This window comes from Ruegeria sp. YTSC192 (assembly GCF_059609705.1).
Genome location: NZ_JBXWMG010000018.1, coordinates 13,052 through 31,860 on the forward strand (window position 1 = coordinate 13,052; position 18,809 = coordinate 31,860).

16 protein-coding genes are annotated in these 18,809 nt (G+C 59.4%); 7 read left to right on the top strand and 9 right to left on the bottom strand.

From position 1 onward, the window contains the following. The first annotated feature begins 26 nt into the window (after positions 1 to 26). The 3 genes from fzlA to AC2FD8_RS19240 all read left to right on the top strand — a co-directional run bounded on the left by fzlA (position 27) and on the right by AC2FD8_RS19240 (position 3,929). Complete coding sequence (fzlA, locus tag AC2FD8_RS19230) at positions 27 to 692, top strand: FtsZ-binding protein FzlA (RefSeq protein WP_496858827.1); 666 nt, start codon at positions 27 to 29, stop codon at positions 690 to 692. A gap of 75 nt (positions 693 to 767) precedes the next feature. Further along, positions 768 to 1,820: a tRNA epoxyqueuosine(34) reductase QueG gene (gene queG / locus AC2FD8_RS19235; RefSeq protein WP_496858825.1), complete on the top strand. Its 1,053-nt coding sequence runs from the start codon at positions 768 to 770 to the stop codon at positions 1,818 to 1,820. Between the two features lie 105 nt (positions 1,821 to 1,925). Beyond that, complete coding sequence (locus AC2FD8_RS19240; protein WP_496858844.1) at positions 1,926 to 3,929, top strand: hydantoinase/oxoprolinase family protein; 2,004 nt, start codon at positions 1,926 to 1,928, stop codon at positions 3,927 to 3,929. Between the two features lie 30 nt (positions 3,930 to 3,959). On the opposite strand, the gene msrA is transcribed toward AC2FD8_RS19240, so the two are convergent. The 7 genes from msrA to AC2FD8_RS19275 form a co-directional block, all read right to left on the bottom strand. After that, entirely contained in the window at positions 3,960 to 4,469 is a 510-nt protein-coding gene (gene msrA, locus AC2FD8_RS19245) for a peptide-methionine (S)-S-oxide reductase MsrA (RefSeq protein WP_496858823.1), read from the bottom strand. Further along, positions 4,469 to 4,915, bottom strand: a complete 447-nt coding sequence (msrB, locus tag AC2FD8_RS19250; protein WP_496858821.1) for a peptide-methionine (R)-S-oxide reductase MsrB — start codon at positions 4,913 to 4,915, stop codon at positions 4,469 to 4,471. Before msrB ends, msrA begins: the two co-directional genes overlap by 1 nt. Positions 4,916 to 5,140: 225 nt before the next feature. Further along, positions 5,141 to 6,028, bottom strand: coding sequence for a DMT family transporter (locus tag AC2FD8_RS19255; RefSeq protein WP_496858819.1), 888 nt, complete (start codon positions 6,026 to 6,028; stop codon positions 5,141 to 5,143). A 107-nt stretch (positions 6,029 to 6,135) separates the two neighbouring features. Beyond that, positions 6,136 to 6,423, bottom strand: a complete 288-nt coding sequence (locus AC2FD8_RS19260) for an HU family DNA-binding protein (RefSeq protein WP_050605937.1) — start codon at positions 6,421 to 6,423, stop codon at positions 6,136 to 6,138. Positions 6,424 to 6,553: 130 nt separating this feature from the next. Beyond that, positions 6,554 to 8,014 carry an AMP nucleosidase gene (locus tag AC2FD8_RS19265; RefSeq protein ID WP_496858817.1) on the bottom strand — a complete coding sequence of 487 codons (1,461 nt, stop codon included), beginning with the start codon at positions 8,012 to 8,014 and terminating at the stop codon, positions 6,554 to 6,556. After that, positions 8,011 to 9,813: an adenine deaminase gene (ade, locus tag AC2FD8_RS19270; RefSeq protein ID WP_496858815.1), complete on the bottom strand. Its 1,803-nt coding sequence runs from the start codon at positions 9,811 to 9,813 to the stop codon at positions 8,011 to 8,013. Before ade ends, AC2FD8_RS19265 begins: the two co-directional genes overlap by 4 nt. Positions 9,814 to 9,967: 154 nt before the next feature. Next, positions 9,968 to 10,828: a LysR family transcriptional regulator gene (locus tag AC2FD8_RS19275; RefSeq protein WP_496858813.1), complete on the bottom strand. Its 861-nt coding sequence runs from the start codon at positions 10,826 to 10,828 to the stop codon at positions 9,968 to 9,970. A 114-nt stretch (positions 10,829 to 10,942) separates the two neighbouring features. On the opposite strand from AC2FD8_RS19275, the gene AC2FD8_RS19280 reads away from it, so the two are divergent. Continuing rightward, the gene (locus AC2FD8_RS19280; RefSeq protein WP_496858812.1) at positions 10,943 to 11,698 is read left to right on the top strand and encodes a class II aldolase and adducin N-terminal domain-containing protein; all 756 of its coding nucleotides are present in this window, start codon (positions 10,943 to 10,945) and stop codon (positions 11,696 to 11,698) included. Between the two features lie 23 nt (positions 11,699 to 11,721). Continuing rightward, positions 11,722 to 12,711: a sterol desaturase family protein gene (locus tag AC2FD8_RS19285; protein ID WP_496858810.1), complete on the top strand. Its 990-nt coding sequence runs from the start codon at positions 11,722 to 11,724 to the stop codon at positions 12,709 to 12,711. A 21-nt stretch (positions 12,712 to 12,732) separates the two neighbouring features. On the opposite strand, the gene AC2FD8_RS19290 is transcribed toward AC2FD8_RS19285, so the two are convergent. Beyond that, complete coding sequence (locus tag AC2FD8_RS19290) at positions 12,733 to 13,365, bottom strand: class I SAM-dependent DNA methyltransferase (RefSeq protein WP_496858808.1); 633 nt, start codon at positions 13,363 to 13,365, stop codon at positions 12,733 to 12,735. Positions 13,366 to 13,453: 88 nt separating this feature from the next. Between AC2FD8_RS19290 and AC2FD8_RS19295 the strand changes: the two genes are divergently transcribed. Continuing rightward, a complete protein-coding gene (locus tag AC2FD8_RS19295; protein ID WP_496858806.1) occupies positions 13,454 to 14,308 on the top strand; it encodes an SDR family oxidoreductase in 855 nt (284 codons plus the stop codon). On the opposite strand, the gene AC2FD8_RS19300 is transcribed toward AC2FD8_RS19295, so the two are convergent. Then, positions 14,292 to 15,908 carry a GMC family oxidoreductase gene (locus AC2FD8_RS19300; protein ID WP_496858804.1) on the bottom strand — a complete coding sequence of 539 codons (1,617 nt, stop codon included), beginning with the start codon at positions 15,906 to 15,908 and terminating at the stop codon, positions 14,292 to 14,294. The two genes, AC2FD8_RS19295 and AC2FD8_RS19300, sit on opposite strands and share 17 nt — an antisense overlap. A gap of 358 nt (positions 15,909 to 16,266) precedes the next feature. Here AC2FD8_RS19300 and katG point away from each other — a divergent pair, with 358 nt between their 5' ends. Further along, the gene (gene katG, locus AC2FD8_RS19305) at positions 16,267 to 18,468 is read left to right on the top strand and encodes a catalase/peroxidase HPI (RefSeq protein ID WP_496874332.1); all 2,202 of its coding nucleotides are present in this window, start codon (positions 16,267 to 16,269) and stop codon (positions 18,466 to 18,468) included. Positions 18,469 to 18,809 lie beyond the last annotated feature (341 nt).

Sequence of the window (18,809 nt, forward strand, 5' to 3'; positions counted from 1 at the left end):
GTACTCATTGGTTTGATTGGAAGTCCATGGCGCGTTTGTTTCACGTTCCCCTCTCTCCCTACTGTCGCAAGGTTCGGCTGTCACTGGCCGAGAAGAAGATCGAAGTTGAGCTGGTCGAAGAGCGGTATTGGGAGCAAGACCCGGATTTCCTGCGACGAAACCCGGCTGGCAAAGTGCCGGTGTTGCGATTGGACGGGCAGATCATGTCCGAGAGTGCGGCGATTTGTGAGTATATCGAGGACACGCGCCCCGAACCTTCGTTGATGCCCAAAACCGCCGAGGCGCGGTATGAGGTGCGGCGATTGGTGGGCTGGTTCGATGACAAGTTCCATCACGAGGTGACTTCGAAGCTTCTGTATGAGCGGGTCAACAAGAAGATGACCGGGCAGGGTTATCCGGACAGCAAGCACGTCAAGGAAGGCGCGCGGGCGATCAAGTATCACCTGGATTACATGGCGTGGTTGCTGGATCATCGCCGCTGGTTGGCCGGGGATCAAATGACGCTGGCAGATTTCGCGGCGGCGGCGCATTTGTCGGCACTGGACTATATCTCGGACGTGGATTGGAATCGCAGCGCGGCGGTGAAGGATTGGTACGCCAAGATCAAATCGCGGCCGGCGTTCCGGTCGATTCTGGCGGATCAGGTGCCGGGGTTTCGGCCTCCGCCCCATTACGCCGATCTGGATTTCTGATAGGGTGGTCAAGGGGGGCTGTCTGCCCCCCATCGCGCCCTTGGCGCGATTCCCCCCGAGGATATTTTCAGCCAGATGAAGAACGGATCAGGTTTAAAGGACAAACTGGTGGCGCAGGCTTTGGCCGAGGGGTTTGTCTCGTGCCGGGTGTGTCGGCCATGGGACGTGCCGCAGGTGCCCGAGCGGTTGGAGGCCTTTCTGGAGGCCGGATATCACGGACAAATGGGTTGGATGGCGGAACGCACGCATTGGCGTGGCGATCCGGCGGCCCTTTGGCCCGAGGCGCGATCCGTGATCATGCTGGCTGAAAGTTATACGCCCGCGCATGATCCGACCGAGATTTTGGCCCATCCCGAACGCGGGGCGATTTCTGTCTATGCGCAGAACAAGGACTACCACGATCTGGTCAAGAAACGGCTGAAGCGGATGGCCCGTTGGTTGATTGCAGAAGCGGGGGGCGAGGTGAAGGTGTTTGTCGACACGGCCCCGGTTCCCGAAAAGGCTCTGGGTCATGCAGCCGGGTTAGGGTGGCAGGGTAAACACACCAATCTGGTCAGCCGAGAATGGGGCAATTGGTGCTTCATAGGCTCTGTTTTTACGACTTTGGATCTTCCGGCGGATATGGCGGAAGTCGACCATTGTGGATCATGTCGCGCCTGTTTGGACAGTTGTCCGACGGATGCCTTTCCCGCCCCTTATCAGCTGGATGCGCGCCGATGTATCTCCTATCTGACGATCGAGCATAAAGGCCCGATCGACGAGGAATTGCGCGGCAAGATGGGCAACCGGATTTACGGCTGCGATGATTGTCTGGCCGCCTGTCCGTGGAACAAGTTCGCCGTGGCTGCCAGTGATATTCGGTATGCAGCGCGGGAGGATCTGAAGGCGCCGGCCCTGGCTGAACTTGCGGTTTTGGATGATGCCGCGTTTCGGGCGAAGTTCTCGGGCTCTCCGATCAAGCGGATCGGGCGCGACCGGTTTGTGCGTAATGTTCTCTATGCCATTGGCAACTCGGGCCGGGCCGAATTGCGGGCTGTGGCGCAGGGGTTGGCGGATGATCCCGACCCAACAGTGGCTGATGCCGCGCGCTGGGCGATGGAACAGCTGGGCTATCGCGCTTCGGGTTAAACCTGTGACACGGCTAATACCTGAAACGCCTGGAATGCCGCAAACGGACTGGACGTGTCGGTCGAAACCGCTACACCCATCGGCAGCGAAAAGATGGAGGACCCGATGGCGCTGGCTTTGGGGGTAGATACAGGCGGAACCTACACCGATGCGGTGTTGATCCGGGATGAGCGTGAGGTGATCGCCTCGGCCAAATCCCTGACAACGAGGGCGGATCTGGCGATTGGGGTCGGCAAGGCGATCTCGGCCGTTTTGGACGAGGCGCAGGTGACGCCGGACCAGATCTCGATGGCGTCTTTGTCGACGACGCTGGCCACCAATGCTCTGGTCGAGGGTCAGGGCGGGCGCGTGGCGTTGATCTATATCGGGTTCAGGGAAAGTGATCTTGAAAAGCATGGGCTGAGGGATGCTCTGAAAGGCGATCCGGCGCTTGTTGTCACTGGCGGCCACAGCCATGCGGGGGGTGAAGTGGCGCCGTTGGATGTTGATGCACTGCAGGCGTTCATAGACTCTCACAAAGGGATTTCGGGCTTTGCCGTGGCGGCGCAGTTCGCAACCCGCAACCCCGCGCATGAGCTGGAAGCGGCGCGGATCATAACCGAGAAGACCGGGGCACCGGTCACCTGCTCGCATCAATTATCCGCCAAGTTGAACGGGCCAAAGCGCGCCGTCACAGCCGTTCTGAACGCGCGGTTGATCGGGATGATTGACCGCCTGATTGGGCGCGCGCAGGATCAGTTGCTGGCTTTGGATATTACCGCTCCGATGATGGTCGTGCGCGGGGATGGCGCGTTGATGAGTGCGGAACAGGCGCGCGAGCGGCCAATTGAAACGATTCTGAGTGGCCCTGCGGCCTCGATCGTCGGGGCGCGTTGGTTGACGGGGGTCGAAAACGCTCTGGTCTCGGATATTGGCGGTACGACGACCGATGTGGCGCTGATCCGCGATGGGAAGCCCGCGATTGATCCGGCGGGCGCGCAGGTTGGTGGGTTCCGCACGATGGTTGACGCCGTTGCGATGCGGACCCATGGGTTGGGCGGTGACAGTCAGGTTCATGTCATGACCGAAGGCCTGAGAGGCGGCGTTTTCCTTGGGCCACGGCGTGTGCTACCGGTTTCCCTTATCGCCTCCGAGGCGCCCGAAGTGGTGCATGCTGTGCTGGACGAGCAGCTGCGCTCAACCACGGTGGGCGAGCATGACACGCGATTCGCGCGCCGCGTTCCGGGGATGCGTGCTGATGAAATTGGCACTCGGGAAGAGGCGTTGCTGGACCGGCTTGGCGATCAGATTTTGCCCCTCGGCGGTCTGTTGCGGACGCGGATGGAGAACGGCGCGCTGACCCGTTTGGTGGATCGCGGAATCGTACAGGTTTCGGGGATCACACCGTCTGATGCGAGCCATGTTCTGGGCCGGGTCGAGGCTTGGGACGCGGATGCGGCACGTAAGGCGCTGGTGTTGGTTGCGCGCAAACGGGTTGGATCGGGTGATGTGCTGGCGGCATCACCGGAACACCTGGCGCAAATGATCATTGACCAGCTGACCGAACAGACCAGTCTGACCTTGTTAGAGTCTGCTTTCGCCGAAGAGACAGAAGGTTTCGGTCTACCGCCGAAGGAGCTTGCCCGGCATGTCCTGACCCAACGCGGATTGACGCAGCACCGAGGATTGCTGGCGCTGGATGCGGCGTTGAATGTGGATGTGGTAGGTCTGGGTGCCTCGGCCCCAAGCTACTATCCGGCGGTTGGCGAACGGTTGCGTTGCAAAATGGTTTTGCCGGAACATGCCGGTGTGGCCAACGCCATCGGGGCGGTGGTCGGGCGGCTGACTTTGCGGCGGTCGGGGACCATTACCTCGCCGGCCGAGGGGCAATATCGCGTTCATCTGGAAGACGGACCGAAGGATTTCAACGCTTCGGATGAGGCCTTGGCGCTGCTGGAACAAATCCTGCGTGATGAGGCTGAAGGTGCCGTGCGCGAGGCGGGTGCTGAAGATATCCGAGTGATTGTCGACCGCGATATCCGGACCGCCCGCGTGGAAGAGCGTGAAGTGTTTGTCGAGGCGATGTTGACGGTTGAGGCCAGTGGGCGACCTCGGGTTGCCACGGGCTAACCCCCTTCGGAGCCCGAAGGGGGCCAAGCTTTATTCAGCCGCGTCGCGTTTGGGCAGGACCCAATCGGGGCGCGGGAAGTGGCAGGTGTAGCCGTTGGGGATGCGTTCCAGATAATCCTGATGCTCGGGCTCTGCGTCCCAGAAATCACCCACGGGTTCCAGTTCGGTGACGACCTTGCCGGGCCACAATCCGCTGGCGTTCACATCCGCGATTGTGTCCAGAGCCACCTGTTTTTGCGCATCGTCCAGATAGTAGATGGCTGAGCGATAGCTCATACCACGGTCATTGCCTTGACGATTCGGTGTCGTCGGGTCGTGGATTTGAAAGAAGAACTCCAGCAGATCGCGATAGGTGATCTGAGAGGGATCAAAGAAGATCTCAATCCCTTCGGCATGGGTGCCGTGGTTGCGATAGGTGGCGTTCGGCACGTCGCCGCCAGTATAGCCGACGCGTGTGCGGGACACGCCGGGCAGTTTTCGGATCAGGTCCTGCATGCCCCAAAAGCAGCCACCGGCCAGAACAGCGCGTTCGATACTCATCAGATGTCCTCCACATGGGTCAGATATTCGCCGTAACCTTCGTCTTCCATCTCGTCGCGATGGATGAACCGCAGGGCGGCAGAGTTGATGCAATAGCGCAGCCCACCATGTTCGCGCGGGCCGTCCGGGAAGACGTGGCCCAGATGGCTGTCGCCATGTTTTGAGCGGACCTCGGTGCGGATCATACCATGGGTGGCGTCGCGAAACTCTTCCACATGCTCATGGATGATTGGCTTTGTGAAACTGGGCCAGCCGCAGCCGGATTCGTATTTATGGGTCGAGGCGAATAGCGGCTCGCCCGATACGATGTCCACATAGATGCCGGGTTCTTTGTTGCCCAGGTGCTTGCCGGTTCCGGGGCGTTCCGTGCCGCTGCGCTGAGTGACGTGGAACTCCTCAGGGGACAGAGCGGCAACGACCGCGGGGTCCTTGGTGTAGCGGGACATGGCTCCTCCGATTTGGTTGAATGGTTGACCACTATGTGGGCATAATTTCCCGGAAATCAAAATCATATTTCAAACCCCTCGCGCGCATGTGCGGTTGATCCGGAAAACAGTCTTTACCGTATCTTCCGTCCCGAGGAGGTTTAGCCATGTTTCGTTTGTTACCGCTGAGCGTTCTTTTGTTGATCGGCTGGTTCAGGCGTCAGGCCGACATTGCCGACTGACCCGTTAGTTTGAGGCGCTGTTGCTCTGACCGGGCTGACGTGACAATTGCACGGCCAGAATGCCCAAAGTGGTGATCAAAACACCCAGCGCATCCAGCGGCCCCAACTTCTCACCCAACAGAACAGCGGCAATCGCGACGCCGAAGACAGGGTTGAGGAAGTGGAACGTCGCCGCGCGCGTCGCCCCGATCCGGTTGAGCAGCATGAACCAGATCAGCGTCGCCAGAAGGCCAGGGAACAAGGTTGTGTAGCTGAACGCAAGAACCAACGGCACGGTCAGGTGAATGTAGATCGTTTCGAAGATCGGGGCCGCGACAAACAGAATCCCGGCACCTACGAACATCTGCAAGCCGACTACCATCATGAAATTGCCGCCAGACGTGGCCCCGCGCACGGAAAGGGTCGCGAAGGTCAGGGCGAGGGCGGCGATTCCACACAAGGCCACTCCGAACAGATCGACACCAGCGCCGATCCGATTGCTCATGATCAGGGCAACGCCAACAAATCCCGCCAATAGTCCGGCAATTCCCAAGGGGCGCAAACGCTCACCCAGAAAGGCCCAGCCCGCCAGTGCGACCAGCAGCGGCATGGTGGATGCGATGATCGCCGCGACCGAGGCCTCGAGTGTTTGCATCGCATAGAAATTCAGACCCAAATAAAGGGCATTTTGGCAGATTCCGAACAGAATGGTCGCACGCCATTGCTCACGTGTGAGGTTCCAGGATTGGCCCATGGCCCGCGCAATTGCGACGCCAATGATGCCGGAAATCAGAAACCGCAGCGCCAGCGAAAACAGAGGCGACGCATCCGCAACGATGATCCGCGCCGACGTAAAGGCCGACGACCAGATCAGGGCAAAGGTCAGCCCCATTGCGATGGCGCGCAGATCCATTTCCACCTCCTTGGGCGTGCTGTGCGACTTTTCTTAAACGGGTCGCCCGGCAAGAAAAAGGGGCCACCTTCCGGCAGCCCCGCATTCTGTCGACAAGACGTCGCGGCTTAGCCGTTCACGCTGTCTTTCAGAGCTTTTGCGATGGTCATCTTCACAACCTTGTCGGCTTCTTTGGTGAAGGTCTCACCTGTGGCCGGGTTGCGAACCTGACGCTCGGGGCGTTCGCGGCAGTAGATTTTGCCGACGCCCGGCAGGGTTACTGCGCCACCGGCCGAAACTTCGCGGGTGATCAGGCCGGTCACAGCCTCCAGCGCCGCGTTCGCGGATTTCTTGTCGGTTCCCATTTCCTCAGCGAGAGCAGCCACCAGCTGAGTCTTTGTCATAGGCTTTGCCATTTCTTGGTCTCCTTAACGTGCCCGATCTATAGGGCCTCACCGCGTAACTCTAACGGGATATTGTGGGCGAACACAACGAATAGTAGCGCGGAGAACCCTAAAAATATGGGGAAAACGTTGCTTTTTTGCGTCAGAGGAAGGCTGTTTCGTCAAATGAACGCAATTTCCGGCTGTGCAAGCGTTCCAACGGCATGCCGCGCAGATGCTCCATCGCCTTTATTCCGATCGCCAGATGGCGGCTGACCTGAGTGGTATAGAAGGACGACGCCATGCCGGGAAGCTTCAATTCACCATGCAGCGGTTTGTCTGAAACGCACAGCAAAGTCCCATAGGGAACCCTGAATCTGTAGCCATTTGCAGCAATCGTGGCGCTTTCCATATCCAGCGCAATCGCACGGGACTGGCTGAGCCGTTGCACCGGACCGGATTGATCGCGCAACTCCCAATTGCGGTTATCGACCGAGGCAACGGTTCCTGTCCGCATGATACGCTTCAGCTCATACCCCTCAAGTTCCGTGACCTCGGCCACGGCGCGTTCCAGCGCCACCTGAACCTCGGCCAGCGGTGGGATGGGGACCCAGACGGGTAAGTCATCGTCCAGAACCTTGTCTTCGCGCAGATAGGCATGGGCCAGTACGAAGTCGCCCAGGGCTTGCGTATTGCGCAGACCGGCGCAATGCCCGACCATCAACCAGGCATGCGGGCGTAGTACCGCGATATGGTCGGTGGCGGTTTTGGCGTTCGACGGTCCGACGCCGATATTGACCAGCGTAATGCCGGACCCATCCGCCCGTTTCAGGTGATAGGTCGGCATCTGCGGCAGCTTCATTGGCTGCTCCAGCGCTGCATCTGCCTCGGTGATCTCGACATTCCCGGTCGAAACAAAGCTGGTGTACCCGCTGTCGGGATCGGCGAGTTGTTCACGCGCGTAATTCTCGAACTCGGATACATAGAACTGGTAGTTTGTGAACAGAACGTGGTTCTGGAAATGCCCCGCGTCGGTCGCGGTATAGTGCGCCAGCCGCGCCAGAGAATAATCGACGCGCTGGGCGGTGAACAAGGCAAGCGGCCCGACCTCGGTGTGATCATGCACGCCATTGACGATATCGTCATTGGTTGTTGTCAGGTCGGGTACGTCGAACACATCGCGCAGGGTAAATCCTGCGGCGCCTTGATGCGGCACTACCAGATCCGGGTTGTTGGCGACGGCAAAATGAACCGGGATCGGCGTGTCTGACGCTCCGATGGTTACCGGTTGGTCATGGTTCTTGATCAGCAACGCGATCTGCTGCGTCAGGTACGAGCGGAACAGGTCAGGCCGCGTCACGGTGGTTGCATGGATGCCGGGTTCCGAGACATGCCCGAAACTCAGGCGGCTATCGACCTGCGCGTAGCTTGAGGTCTTGATGCGAATTTCCGGGTAATAGGCTCTAATACGGGCCGAAGGGGCCCTATTCTGCATGGCTGCTGAAAAGCCCTCGCACAGGAAATCCGTGGCTTGATTGTAGAGAAGTTCAAGCCGCGCGACGGCGGCCTCGGGGTCGGTGAAGTCTTCCGCAGCAGGTGTGTCAGGTGTTTTTATTGTTGTCATGCCAGGGGTTCCAGAAGGTCTATCTTTTCAAACGTACGGACATCCACCAGCCCAAGGTCCGAGATTCGCAATTCCGGGATCACGACGAGGGCCAGCAGAGAGTGTTGCATATAGGCGTTGTTCAGTTGACAGCCGCAGGCCTCCATCGCCTCGACCATCTTTTCGGCTTTGGCCGCGACCTCGGCAGCAGGGCTGTCGGACATCAGGCCAGCGATGGGCAGTTCCACCAGCGCCAGTTCCTGACCGTCCCGGAACAGGGTAATACCACCACCGACCTCGGCCAGACGATTGGCGGCCAGCGCCATCTGTTTGCGGTCGGTGCCGACGACGATCATATGGTGGCTGTCATGGGCCACGGTCGAGGCCATGGCCATTTTGCCCTGATACCCAAAGCCTGAGACGAAAGCGTTCGTGACCCCGCCGGTGGCGCGATGGCGTTCCACCAGCGCGATTTGACAGACCTCGCCCTCCCCCTCGACCAACCCGCCGATGATCGGCAATTCGGCCTTGAGGGCCTTGGTCGGAGCCTGATTTTCCACAACACCGATGACATTGGCCTGTACCCGGTTCGCGCCAGCGGGGGCCTGGATTTCAAAGTCGCTTGCCGTCAGCTCATGCCCCAGATGCACCGTATTGCGCGCGTTGTCCGGCCAGTTCAGATGCGGGCATTCGACGGAAATGGCTCCGTTCTCAGCGACCACCTGCCCGCGCGCAATGACCGTCTCGATCGGCAAATCGGTCAAATTCGAGCTGAGGATGATATCCGCGCGCCGCCCTGGCGTGACCGAGCCGATCTCGCGCTCCAGCCCGAAATGCGTGGCGGTGTTGATCGTGGCCATTTGCAACGCGACCAGAGGCTCGCACCCACAGGCAATAGCATGGCGCACCACGCGGTTCATATGGCCTTCATTGACCAAAGTGCCCGAGTGGCAGTCATCGGTACACAGAATGAAGTTGCGCGGGTCCAGACCTTTCTCAGTGACTGCCGTGATCTGGGTCTCCACATCGTACCAGGCAGACCCCAGCCGCATCATCGATCGCATCCCCTGCCGTACCCGCGCAATCGCATCGGCCTCACAGGTGCCTTCGTGATCATCCGCCGGGCCGCCAGCCACATAAGCGGCAAATTCAGACCCTAAATCAGGCGAAGCATAGTGTCCGCCGACGGTTTTCCCGGCCCGTTGAGTGGCAGCAATCTCGGCCAACATCTTCGGATCACCGTTGATCACACCGGGGAAATTCATCATCTCACCCAGCCCGATGATGCCCGGCCAGCTCATCGCCTGTGCCACATCCTCGGGCGAGATCTCATAGCCGGTGGTCTCCAACCCCGGCGCCGATGGCGCGCAGGAGGGCATCTGAGTGAAGATATTCACCGGTTGCATCATCGCCTCGTCATGCATCATGCGCACGCCGTCTAGGCCCAGCACATTTGCGATCTCATGCGGGTCGGTGAACATCGAGGTCGTGCCATGCGGGATCACGGCCCGCGCGAATTCAGCCGGAGTCAGCATCCCCGATTCGATGTGCATATGCGCGTCGCACAGGCCGGGTAGAATATAGCGCCCGTTTGCGTCGACGATCTGTGTGTCGGGACCGATGCAGTGGCTGGCGTCAGGCCCGACAAACGCAATCCGCCCCTCGGCGATAGCGACGGAGTGATCGGGCAGCAGCTCTCGGCTGTGGACATTGACCCAGATACCACCGCGGATCACCATATCTGCGGGTTCGCGACCTGCGGCAACGGCGATCAAACGGGGGGCGACATCGGGCCAGCTTGGGAAGGGTGTGTATTCCATGGTTCAACTTTCCTGAATGTGTTGTCAGGTGCAACCCCGGTAATTCCGTATCATGAAATCATCACAAATCCCGACCGCAGCGCGCCAGCGCTGCCCGGCCCAACCAGAGAAGCTGCCCCGCAAGGGGCCTCGCCGATGGGCGGGAGAGGTTCCCTCACCCGATCTCGCGCCGGATCCAATTGGCAAAGGCCACCGCGCCAGGCGTTTCCTCGGCCTGAGGGGAAAGCAGCAAATAATACGCCTCGGGCATCTCTGCGCGATGTTCAAAAGGGGCCACCAGCAAGCCCTGCTCAATCAGCCGGTCCGCGATCGTGTCATGCGCAAGGCACAAGCCACCTCCGGCCATCGCCGCTGACAAGCAAACCAGATAGGTCGTGGCGTATGTTATGTTCGGTTTGCCCCATGTTAGGGCCTGATCATCCGCCCAACTGGTCCAATTCGAAAGCAGGTTTGAGCAATCATACAGAGGCTTTTCCTGCAACGTCTCCAAGTCCACACTGAAACCGGGCGCGCAGACAGGATAGTAGTGTTCACGCCGCAGCAATTCTGCCCGGACCGTATCGGCGGGCCTGAGGGAAAAGCGAATCTCGACCGCAGCGCCTTCGGCCATTTCCTGCGGCTCCCAGAGTTCTGTGAAGATGTTCAATTGCACATCTGGATGCTCGGCCCGAAAGGCTGGCAGGCGCGGGGCCAGCCAATTCACGGCAAAGGTGATGTTGCACTGAACCTGAACCGCGTTTTGCTGCGCACCCGTTACGGCCTGTGTGCCACGCACCAGCGTGCGAAATGCCTCTCGCACGACGGGCAGGTAAGTGATTCCGGCCTCGGTCAGTTCCAGCGCCTTGGGGCGTCGCAGGAACAAGGGTTGGCCCAGATGCCCCTCAAGCGACTTGATCTGCTGGCTTACAGCGCTTTGCGTCATGTTCAGATCACGGGCTGCGCCTGTGAAAGACAAATGGCGTGCCGCCGCCTCGAATGTGCGTAGCCAGCCCAGAGGAGGCAGGGAATTCTGCATCTGCATAACCTCGCCATAAGTTTTGCTAATGGGATAGTCGTGTTTTTTTCGTTGGTCAAACTCAAGGACCCAAGGCAGGCTTTGGTCAAACCAATTGCCCTAAGGAGCGTTCCCATGAGTGTCGCCAATCTTCGCCCAAATATCGACCATTGGTCCGAACGCGTGGACATGGCCGCGACGTTCCGCTGGACCGAACGTCTGAACTTGCATGAGGCCGTTGCCAATCACTTCAGCCTTGCAGTGAACGAGGACGGCACGCAGTTCCTGATGAACCCCAATCAGATGTATTTCGGGCGTATCCGCGCCTCGGACCTGTTGCTTTTGGATGCCAATGATCCGGATGTCATGCGCCAACCCGGCGCGCCGGACCCCACGGCGTGGGGGCTTCACGGGTCGATCCATCGCCATTGCCCGCATGCGCGGTGCGTCATGCATGTGCATTCGATCTTTGCGACCGTGCTGGCATCGCTGGCGGACAGCAACATGCCCCCCATCGACCAGAACACAGCCACCTTCTACAACCGCTATGTGATTGATGAGGAATTCGGCGGTCTGGCTTTTGAAAGTGAGGGGGAACGCTGCGCCTCAATGCTGTCGGACCCGAAGAAGAAGGTCATGATCATGGGCAACCACGGAGTTCTGATCATCGGCAGCGACCCGGCAGATGCCTTTAATAGACTCTATTATTTCGAGCGCGCCGCCGAAACCTACATCCGTGCGCTGCAAACGGGCCAACCGTTGCGCGTCCTATCCGATGAGATCGCCGAGAAGACCGCGCAAGAGCTGGATGACTACCCCGATCAAGCCCAGGCGCATCTGCGTGAGATCAAAGCCCTGCTCGACTCCGAAGGCTCGGACTACGCGACCTGACCCAACAGACAGAAGTAACAGCCATGACCGACACCGCTCAGGATCCGGAAGCTGCCCGCTGGAACTATCACCCCGAGGGACCGGTGGGTTTGAACCCGCTGTTCAGCTGGCCGCCTCGCCCGGCGGCAGTCGTGAAATGGTATGGCGGGGCGTGGTTGCAGATCACCTCGTTGACCCTGTGCATGACACTCGCCGTGATTGCCTATGCCCTGTTCTTCCCCGGATTGGACGCGATGAAGAGCTTCTCGGCGGGTTGGATGTTCCGGATTTGGCTGCTGAACATGATGCCGCAAATTCTGGTCGCGGGCGGTCTGCATTGGTGGCTTTACATGCGCAAAGGGCAGGGCATGTACAAAAAGTTCGATCGCCGTGATCTGACCCGGGACAACGGCAACTTCACCTTTCGCAATCAGGTCCTCGACAACATTTGGTGGACCTTGGGCAGCGCGATGACAGTGGCGACCGTCTATCAGTGGGTGATCTTTTGGGCGATGGCCAATGGATATGTGCCGACCGTGACATGGGCCAGCGCGCCGGTTTGGTTTGTTCTTTGGATGTTGCTGATCCCGATGTGGTCAGGCCTGCATTTCTATTGGGTTCATCGTCTGGAGCATCACCCGAAGCTCTATAAACACGTCCACGCGGTGCATCACCGCAATGTCAATATCGGGCCCTGGTCGGGTATCTCAAACCATTGGTATGAGAACATCCTCTACTTCACGACCTATTTCATCCACCTGATCATCCCATCGCACCCGTTGCACCTGCTGTTCCATACCTACTTCCAGCAGATCAGCCCGGTTCTGTCTCATTCCGGTTTCGAAAAGCTGAGGGCGAAAGAAACCGATGCCGCACGGGCTGGCGATTTCTTCCATCAGCTGCATCATCGTTATTTCGAGTGCAACTATGGCACATCGGAAATCCCGTTCGACAAGTGGTTCGGCACTTACCATGACGGCTCGGCCGAGGCGACGACGCGCACGCGGGCGTTCAAGAAACAGATGTATACCTAGTGTTTTAGGTCGAAGACCTGATCAGGTCCTCTCGAACAAGGCGACATAGGCCGTGTCGTCCTTGTTCGGACCAGCGGCGAGGTCTCCGTAGATGCGGACCTCGGGCAGGGAAAGGTTGATGATCTGGCCCTGCTCAAGCTGCCTGAGGGCGCCGGCAAAGCCGAGCTCCTCATAGTGTTTTGCGTTGATCGAGATGGCAAATTGCGCGCCTGGGCGCGCGACGCGCAGCAAGGCGGGCAGAACCTCGGGGCCCAGATGGCCATGGGTGAAGGTGCCAGAGGATACGATACCCGAATAGCTGTGGCGGGGCACAGGGATGCCTTGGGTCAGGTCGGCCTCGATCGCGTCGCGATAAGTGTCCTTGCGCATGGCCTGATCCAGCATTTCGGCGCTGATATCCGTGGCGTCGATCGGCCCAACCCCAAGACTGGCCAAAACAGCGCCACAAAGACCGGTGCCTGCACCGACATCCAGCACCGGGCCTTGCCCTCCGGCGCGTACAAAGGCGCGGGCGGTGTGGATATGCAACTGATAGTCCTCGCGCGCGGCAAAACCGTCATCATAATCGCCCGCCCATTCGGCATAGAGGCGCTTGTTGTCGTCCGGCGAAGTCAGCGCATAGGCTGCGTGCAGGTCTGGAGTTTTCTGGCTCATGTCTAAAAGAAAGGCGCATCGCGAGATTCGAATCAAGTGTGTAGACGTGGTGCTTGCATCCCCGGTCTGCTCGGATCATCTAGAGGGTATGACAAATACACTGTTTTCCTTTGGCCATGGATATTCTGCCCAGGCCCTGTCACGCCGCCTGACGCCCGAGGGCTGGCGCGTTGTCGGCACCACACGGGATGCCGAGGGTACTGACGCCATTCGCGCCTCGGGCGCCGCGCCGCTGATCTGGCCCGGAGAGGTGCCGGATCTGGACGGGGTCTCGCATCTGCTGATCTCAACTGCACCGAAAGAGGATGGCGATCCGGTTCTGGCGGCGCTGGGCGCCGAGATCGCCGCCCGGGCAGGACAGTTCAAATGGGTAGGATATCTGTCGACCACGGCGATCTATGGCGACCATCAGGGCAACTGGGTGGATGAGACCACGCCACCCGCGCCAACAGCCAAGCGCGGGCGCTGGCGTTTGCAGGCCGAGGAGCAATGGTCGGCCATTCCAAACCTGCCGATCCATATCTTCCGGCTGGCTGGCATCTACGGCCCCGGTCGCGGGCCGTTCTCCAAGCTCAAGGGCGGTGGGACGCGGCGGATCATCAAGGCGGGTCAGGTGTTCTCGCGCATCCATGTAGAAGATATCGCGCAGGTTCTGGCAGCCTCGATGACGGCCCCGAACCCCGGCGCTGTTTATAACGTCTGCGACGATGAACCCGTGCCGCCACAGGATGTGATCGGCTACGCGGCCGAGTTGCAGGGCCTGCCACTACCGCCCGCCGTTCCGTTCGAAGAGGCCGAAATGACGCCGATGGCGCGCAGTTTCTACAGCGAGAACAAGCGGGTTCGAAACAACCGGATCAAGGATGAGCTTGGGGTCAAGCTGCTCTATCCCAACTACCGCGTTGGGCTTGAGGCCCTGATGAAGGTCACTGAGCAGCCTTGATCACGTCAGCCGCTTTCTCGGCGATCATGATCGTGGGCGCATTGGTGTTGCCCGAGATCAGCGTTGGCATGATCGAGGCATCGACGACGCGCAACCCTTGGATTCCGTGAACCTTTAGCTCTGGGTCGACCACGGCCATCTCATCCAACCCCATCTTGCAGGTGCCGACAGGGTGATAGATCGTATCGGCGCGGGCGCGGATATGGCGTTCCCAATCCGCGTCGGTTTCGGCACTTTCAGTCCCGAACATCTCTTTGTGCCGGTAAGGGGCAAGGGCGGGGGCCTGCATGATATCGCGCATCATCCGCGCACCTTTGATCATGGTTTGCAGATCGCGATCATCGGACAGAAAGTTGGGATCAATGGCGGGCGCGGCGAAGGGGTTGGCGCTGTGAAGGCCAACGGTGCCGCGGCTTTCGGGCCTTAGTTTGCAGATATGGCAACTGTAGCCATGGCCATAGTGCAGCTTGCGGGCGTGATCATCGACCAGCGCAATGGCGAAATGGAGCTGAATGTCGGGACGGTCCAGTTCAGGAGAGGTCTTCAGGAACGCGGCCCCTTCGGCAAAGGGCGTTGATGCCATGGACGACCCGGTTTTGCGCCAGCGCAACAGGTGCCCCATCAGGCGCATGCCTGCCGTCAGGCCGATGCCGAAATTGTCGGTATCCTTGGTTTTGTAGGCCAGAATGAAATCCAGATGATCCTGCAGGTTCTTGCCAACGCCGGGCAGGTCATGACGGACTGCGATTCCGTGTTGCCGCAACTCTTCCCCGTCGCCGATGCCTGACAGTTGCAACAGCTGCGGCGATTGCAGCGCGCCCGCACAGATCAACACCTCTCGTCTGGCCGAGACCGATATATCCGCGCCTTTTGCTCTCTTCTTGTAGATCACTCCGGTTGCGCGTTTGCCGTCGAAGGTCAGCTCTTTGGCATGGGCATGGGTAATGACGGTCAGGTTCGGACGATCCATGACCGGATGCACATAGGCCGCTGCGGCTGAACACCTTTCCCCGTTGCGGGCAGTGTCGTGGAATTGCGTCACCTGATAGAGGCCGACGCCCTCGTTATCGCCGCGATTGAAATCCTCGACGCGGCGGTGCTGCATCTGGCTGGCGGCATCGATGAAGGCATGGGTGATTGGGCGCGGCTCTTTCTGATCTGACACCTGCAGGGGGCCGCTATCGCCGTGCAGGTCATCTGCGCCCCGTTCGTTGTTTTCCGAGCGTTTGAAGTACGGCAGAACGCTGTCCCAATCCCAACCAGCGCAGCCCAGATCAGCCCAACCGTCATAGTCCTGCCGCTGCCCACGTATATAGAGCATGGCATTGATCGCGCTGGAGCCTCCCAAGGCCTTGCCGCGCGGCTGATATCCTTTCCGCCCGTTCAGGCCGGGTTGCGGGACCGTCTCAAATGCCCAATTGCTGATTCTGGGGCGTCCGGGCAGGGTCGATACCACTGCAGCGGGCATGCGGATGGCGATATGTTTTCCGGGGCCACCGGCCTCAAGCAGGCAGACGCTGATGTTTGGGTCCTCGCTCAGGCGTCCGGCCAGAACCGACCCTGCCGAGCCTCCGCCGACGATCACATAGTCAAACTCCATCCTACCGTCCTTATGTCCTGCTCAGGCTCTTTGGCCGCGTGTTCGGACCAGACTGAAAGCGAACAGGAAAGAAGACAATCTGCCTGAGGGCGTTGTGACCCAAGGTTACGGGTCGGAGGATCCGCATATCATAGGTTTTAGTTATTGTTATTATGAGAAAACAAAACTTATCTCTATGTCTCTGGTTTGCTAGATTTCCCTCGATACAAGGGCGCAGAGTCGCTCTGATGGCTGGGGGCTGCGCCAATTTCGGCGGGCGACCTTTGAAATCCATCAGGGCTACATCTTTCTGTAATCTTGTTCGTTACAGTTAATACCGCGCTGAGCCGCAAGACCTGAGCCAGGATTGGAGAACGATATGGACGGAAGTGATAACCCCAAAACAGGTGGATGCCCTGTGATGCATGGTGCTGGCACGCGGTCGAACCGTGATTGGTGGCCCAACCAGCTGAAGCTTTCGATCCTGCATCAGCATGGCCCGGCATCGAACCCGATGGGCGCGGATTTCAATTACGCGGAAGAGTTCAAGAAGCTCGACATGAAGGCGCTGAAAGAAGACCTTTATGCGCTGATGACAGATTCACAGGATTGGTGGCCGGCGGACTACGGTCACTATGGCGGTCTGTTCATCCGTATGGCCTGGCACAGCGCCGGTACATACCGGACGGCCGATGGGCGCGGCGGTGCCTCGACCGGGAACCAGCGGTTTGCGCCGCTGAACAGCTGGCCGGACAACGGTAACCTCGATAAGGCGCGTCGCCTGTTGTGGCCGATCAAGCAGAAATACGGCAACCAGATCTCGTGGGCCGACCTGATGATCCTGGCGGGCAACTGCGCTATTGAATCCATGGGCGGCAAGACCTTCGGTTTCGCCGGTGGCCGTGAGGATATCTGGGCCCCCGAAGAAGACATCTATTGGGGCGCTGAGACGGACTGGCTTGCTCCGACCGACAACCCACATAGCCGCTATTCCGGCGAGCGTGATCTGGAAAACCCACTGGCCGCTGTGCAGATGGGCCTTATCTATGTGAATCCCGAAGGTCCGGATGGCGAGCCGAACGTGCTGGCCTCGGGCCGCGACATCCGCGACACCTTCGCCCGGATGGCGATGAATGACGAGGAAACCGTTGCTCTGGTCGCTGGTGGCCACACCTTTGGTAAGGCACATGGCGCAGGCGATCCCGATCTGGTCGGCCCCGAGCCTGAGGCCGCCGCGATCGAAGAGATGGGCTTTGGCTGGATTAACAAGTTTGGCTCGGGCAAGGGTGACGACACCACCACATCGGGGATCGAGGGCGCGTGGACCGCGAATCCGATCCAGTGGGACAATGGCTTTTTCGACCTGCTGTTCGGGTATGAGTGGAACCTGACCAAAAGCCCTTCGGGCGCGTGGATCTGGGAGCCGATCGGCGTCAAAGAAGAGGACATGGCCCCGCAGGCGCATGATCCGTCGAAGAAGGTCAAAACCATGATGACAACCGCCGATATGGCGATGCGCATGGATCCGATCTATGGCCCGATCTCGAAACGCTTCCACGAGAACCCGGAAGAGTTCGCCGATGCCTTCGCGCGCGCATGGTTCAAGCTGACCCACCGCGACATGGGTCCGCGTTCGGCCTACATTGGTGAAGAAGCCCCGTCTGAAGAGCTGATCTGGCAAGACAACGTCCCTGCGGTCGATCACGATCTGGTGGATGATGCGGATGTGGCCGACCTGAAAGCCAAGATCGCGGCCACTGGCCTGTCTGTGTCCGAATTGGTTTCGACCGCTTGGGCCTCGGCTTCGACTTACCGTGGGTCGGACAAGCGTGGCGGTGCAAATGGTGCTCGCATCCGTCTTGCGCCTCAGAAAGACTGGGACGTCAATGAACCTATGAAGCTGTCCAAGGCGCTGGGCGCGTTGGAAGGCGTTCAGGCCGCGTTCAACGACGCTCAATCGGGCGGCAAGAAAGTGTCCTTGGCCGATGTGATCGTTCTGGCCGGTGCCGTCGGTATCGAACAGGCGGCCAAAGAAGGCGGTCAGGATGTTGAGGTTCCGTTCACCCCGGGCCGGGCGGACGCGTCGCAAGAGCAGACCGATGTGGACAGCTTTGCTGTTATGGAGCCCATTGCAGATGGTTTCCGCAATTACCAGAAGGCCGACTATACCGTCTCGCCAGAAGAGCTGCTGGTAGACCGGGCGCAGCTGCTGACGCTGTCTGCCCCCGAGATGACGGCCCTTGTGGGTGGTCTGCGCGTTTTGGGCGCGAATTTCGGTGACAGCAAGCACGGTGTGTTCACAGATCGCGTCGGGGTGTTGAGCAACGACTTCTTCACCAACATTCTGGACATGACCACAGAATGGAAGCCATCGGGTAAAGGCGTCTATGAAGGCCGCGACCGCGCCAGCGGTGAGGTCAAGTGGACGGGCACCCGTGTCGATCTGGTCTTCGGTTCGAACTCGCAATTGCGGGCTTTGGCCGAGGTCTATGGTCAGGCAGATGCCGAGGGCAAATTCGTCTGTGACTTTGTGTCGGCCTGGAACAAGGTGATGAACGCGGATCGTTTTGATCTGACCTAATCACCACTACCACTCACGAAAGCCACGCCGTCCGAGGAGACTCGGGCGGCGTTCTTAATGGTTGAAGCTGATTGCATACCCAGCATTGGGTACGATTCCGATCATTCGCAGTTCTTGCCAGGGTTTCAGTGCGAGCCTGGGCAGGGAAACCGTAGGAAAAGTTAAGCTAACCTATTGTTTTTGTTAAGGTGCAGAGATTTCTACCGAGAAATTTGAAGTTTTTGCAAAATGGGGGTTGCAGGTCCCAGACCTAATCCGTAAATACCCCTTCACCGGCGCTGCTGAGGCGCTGGAGACGCACTGGAGAGACGGTGGGACGGGCCGGAGAGACGGTTGAGACG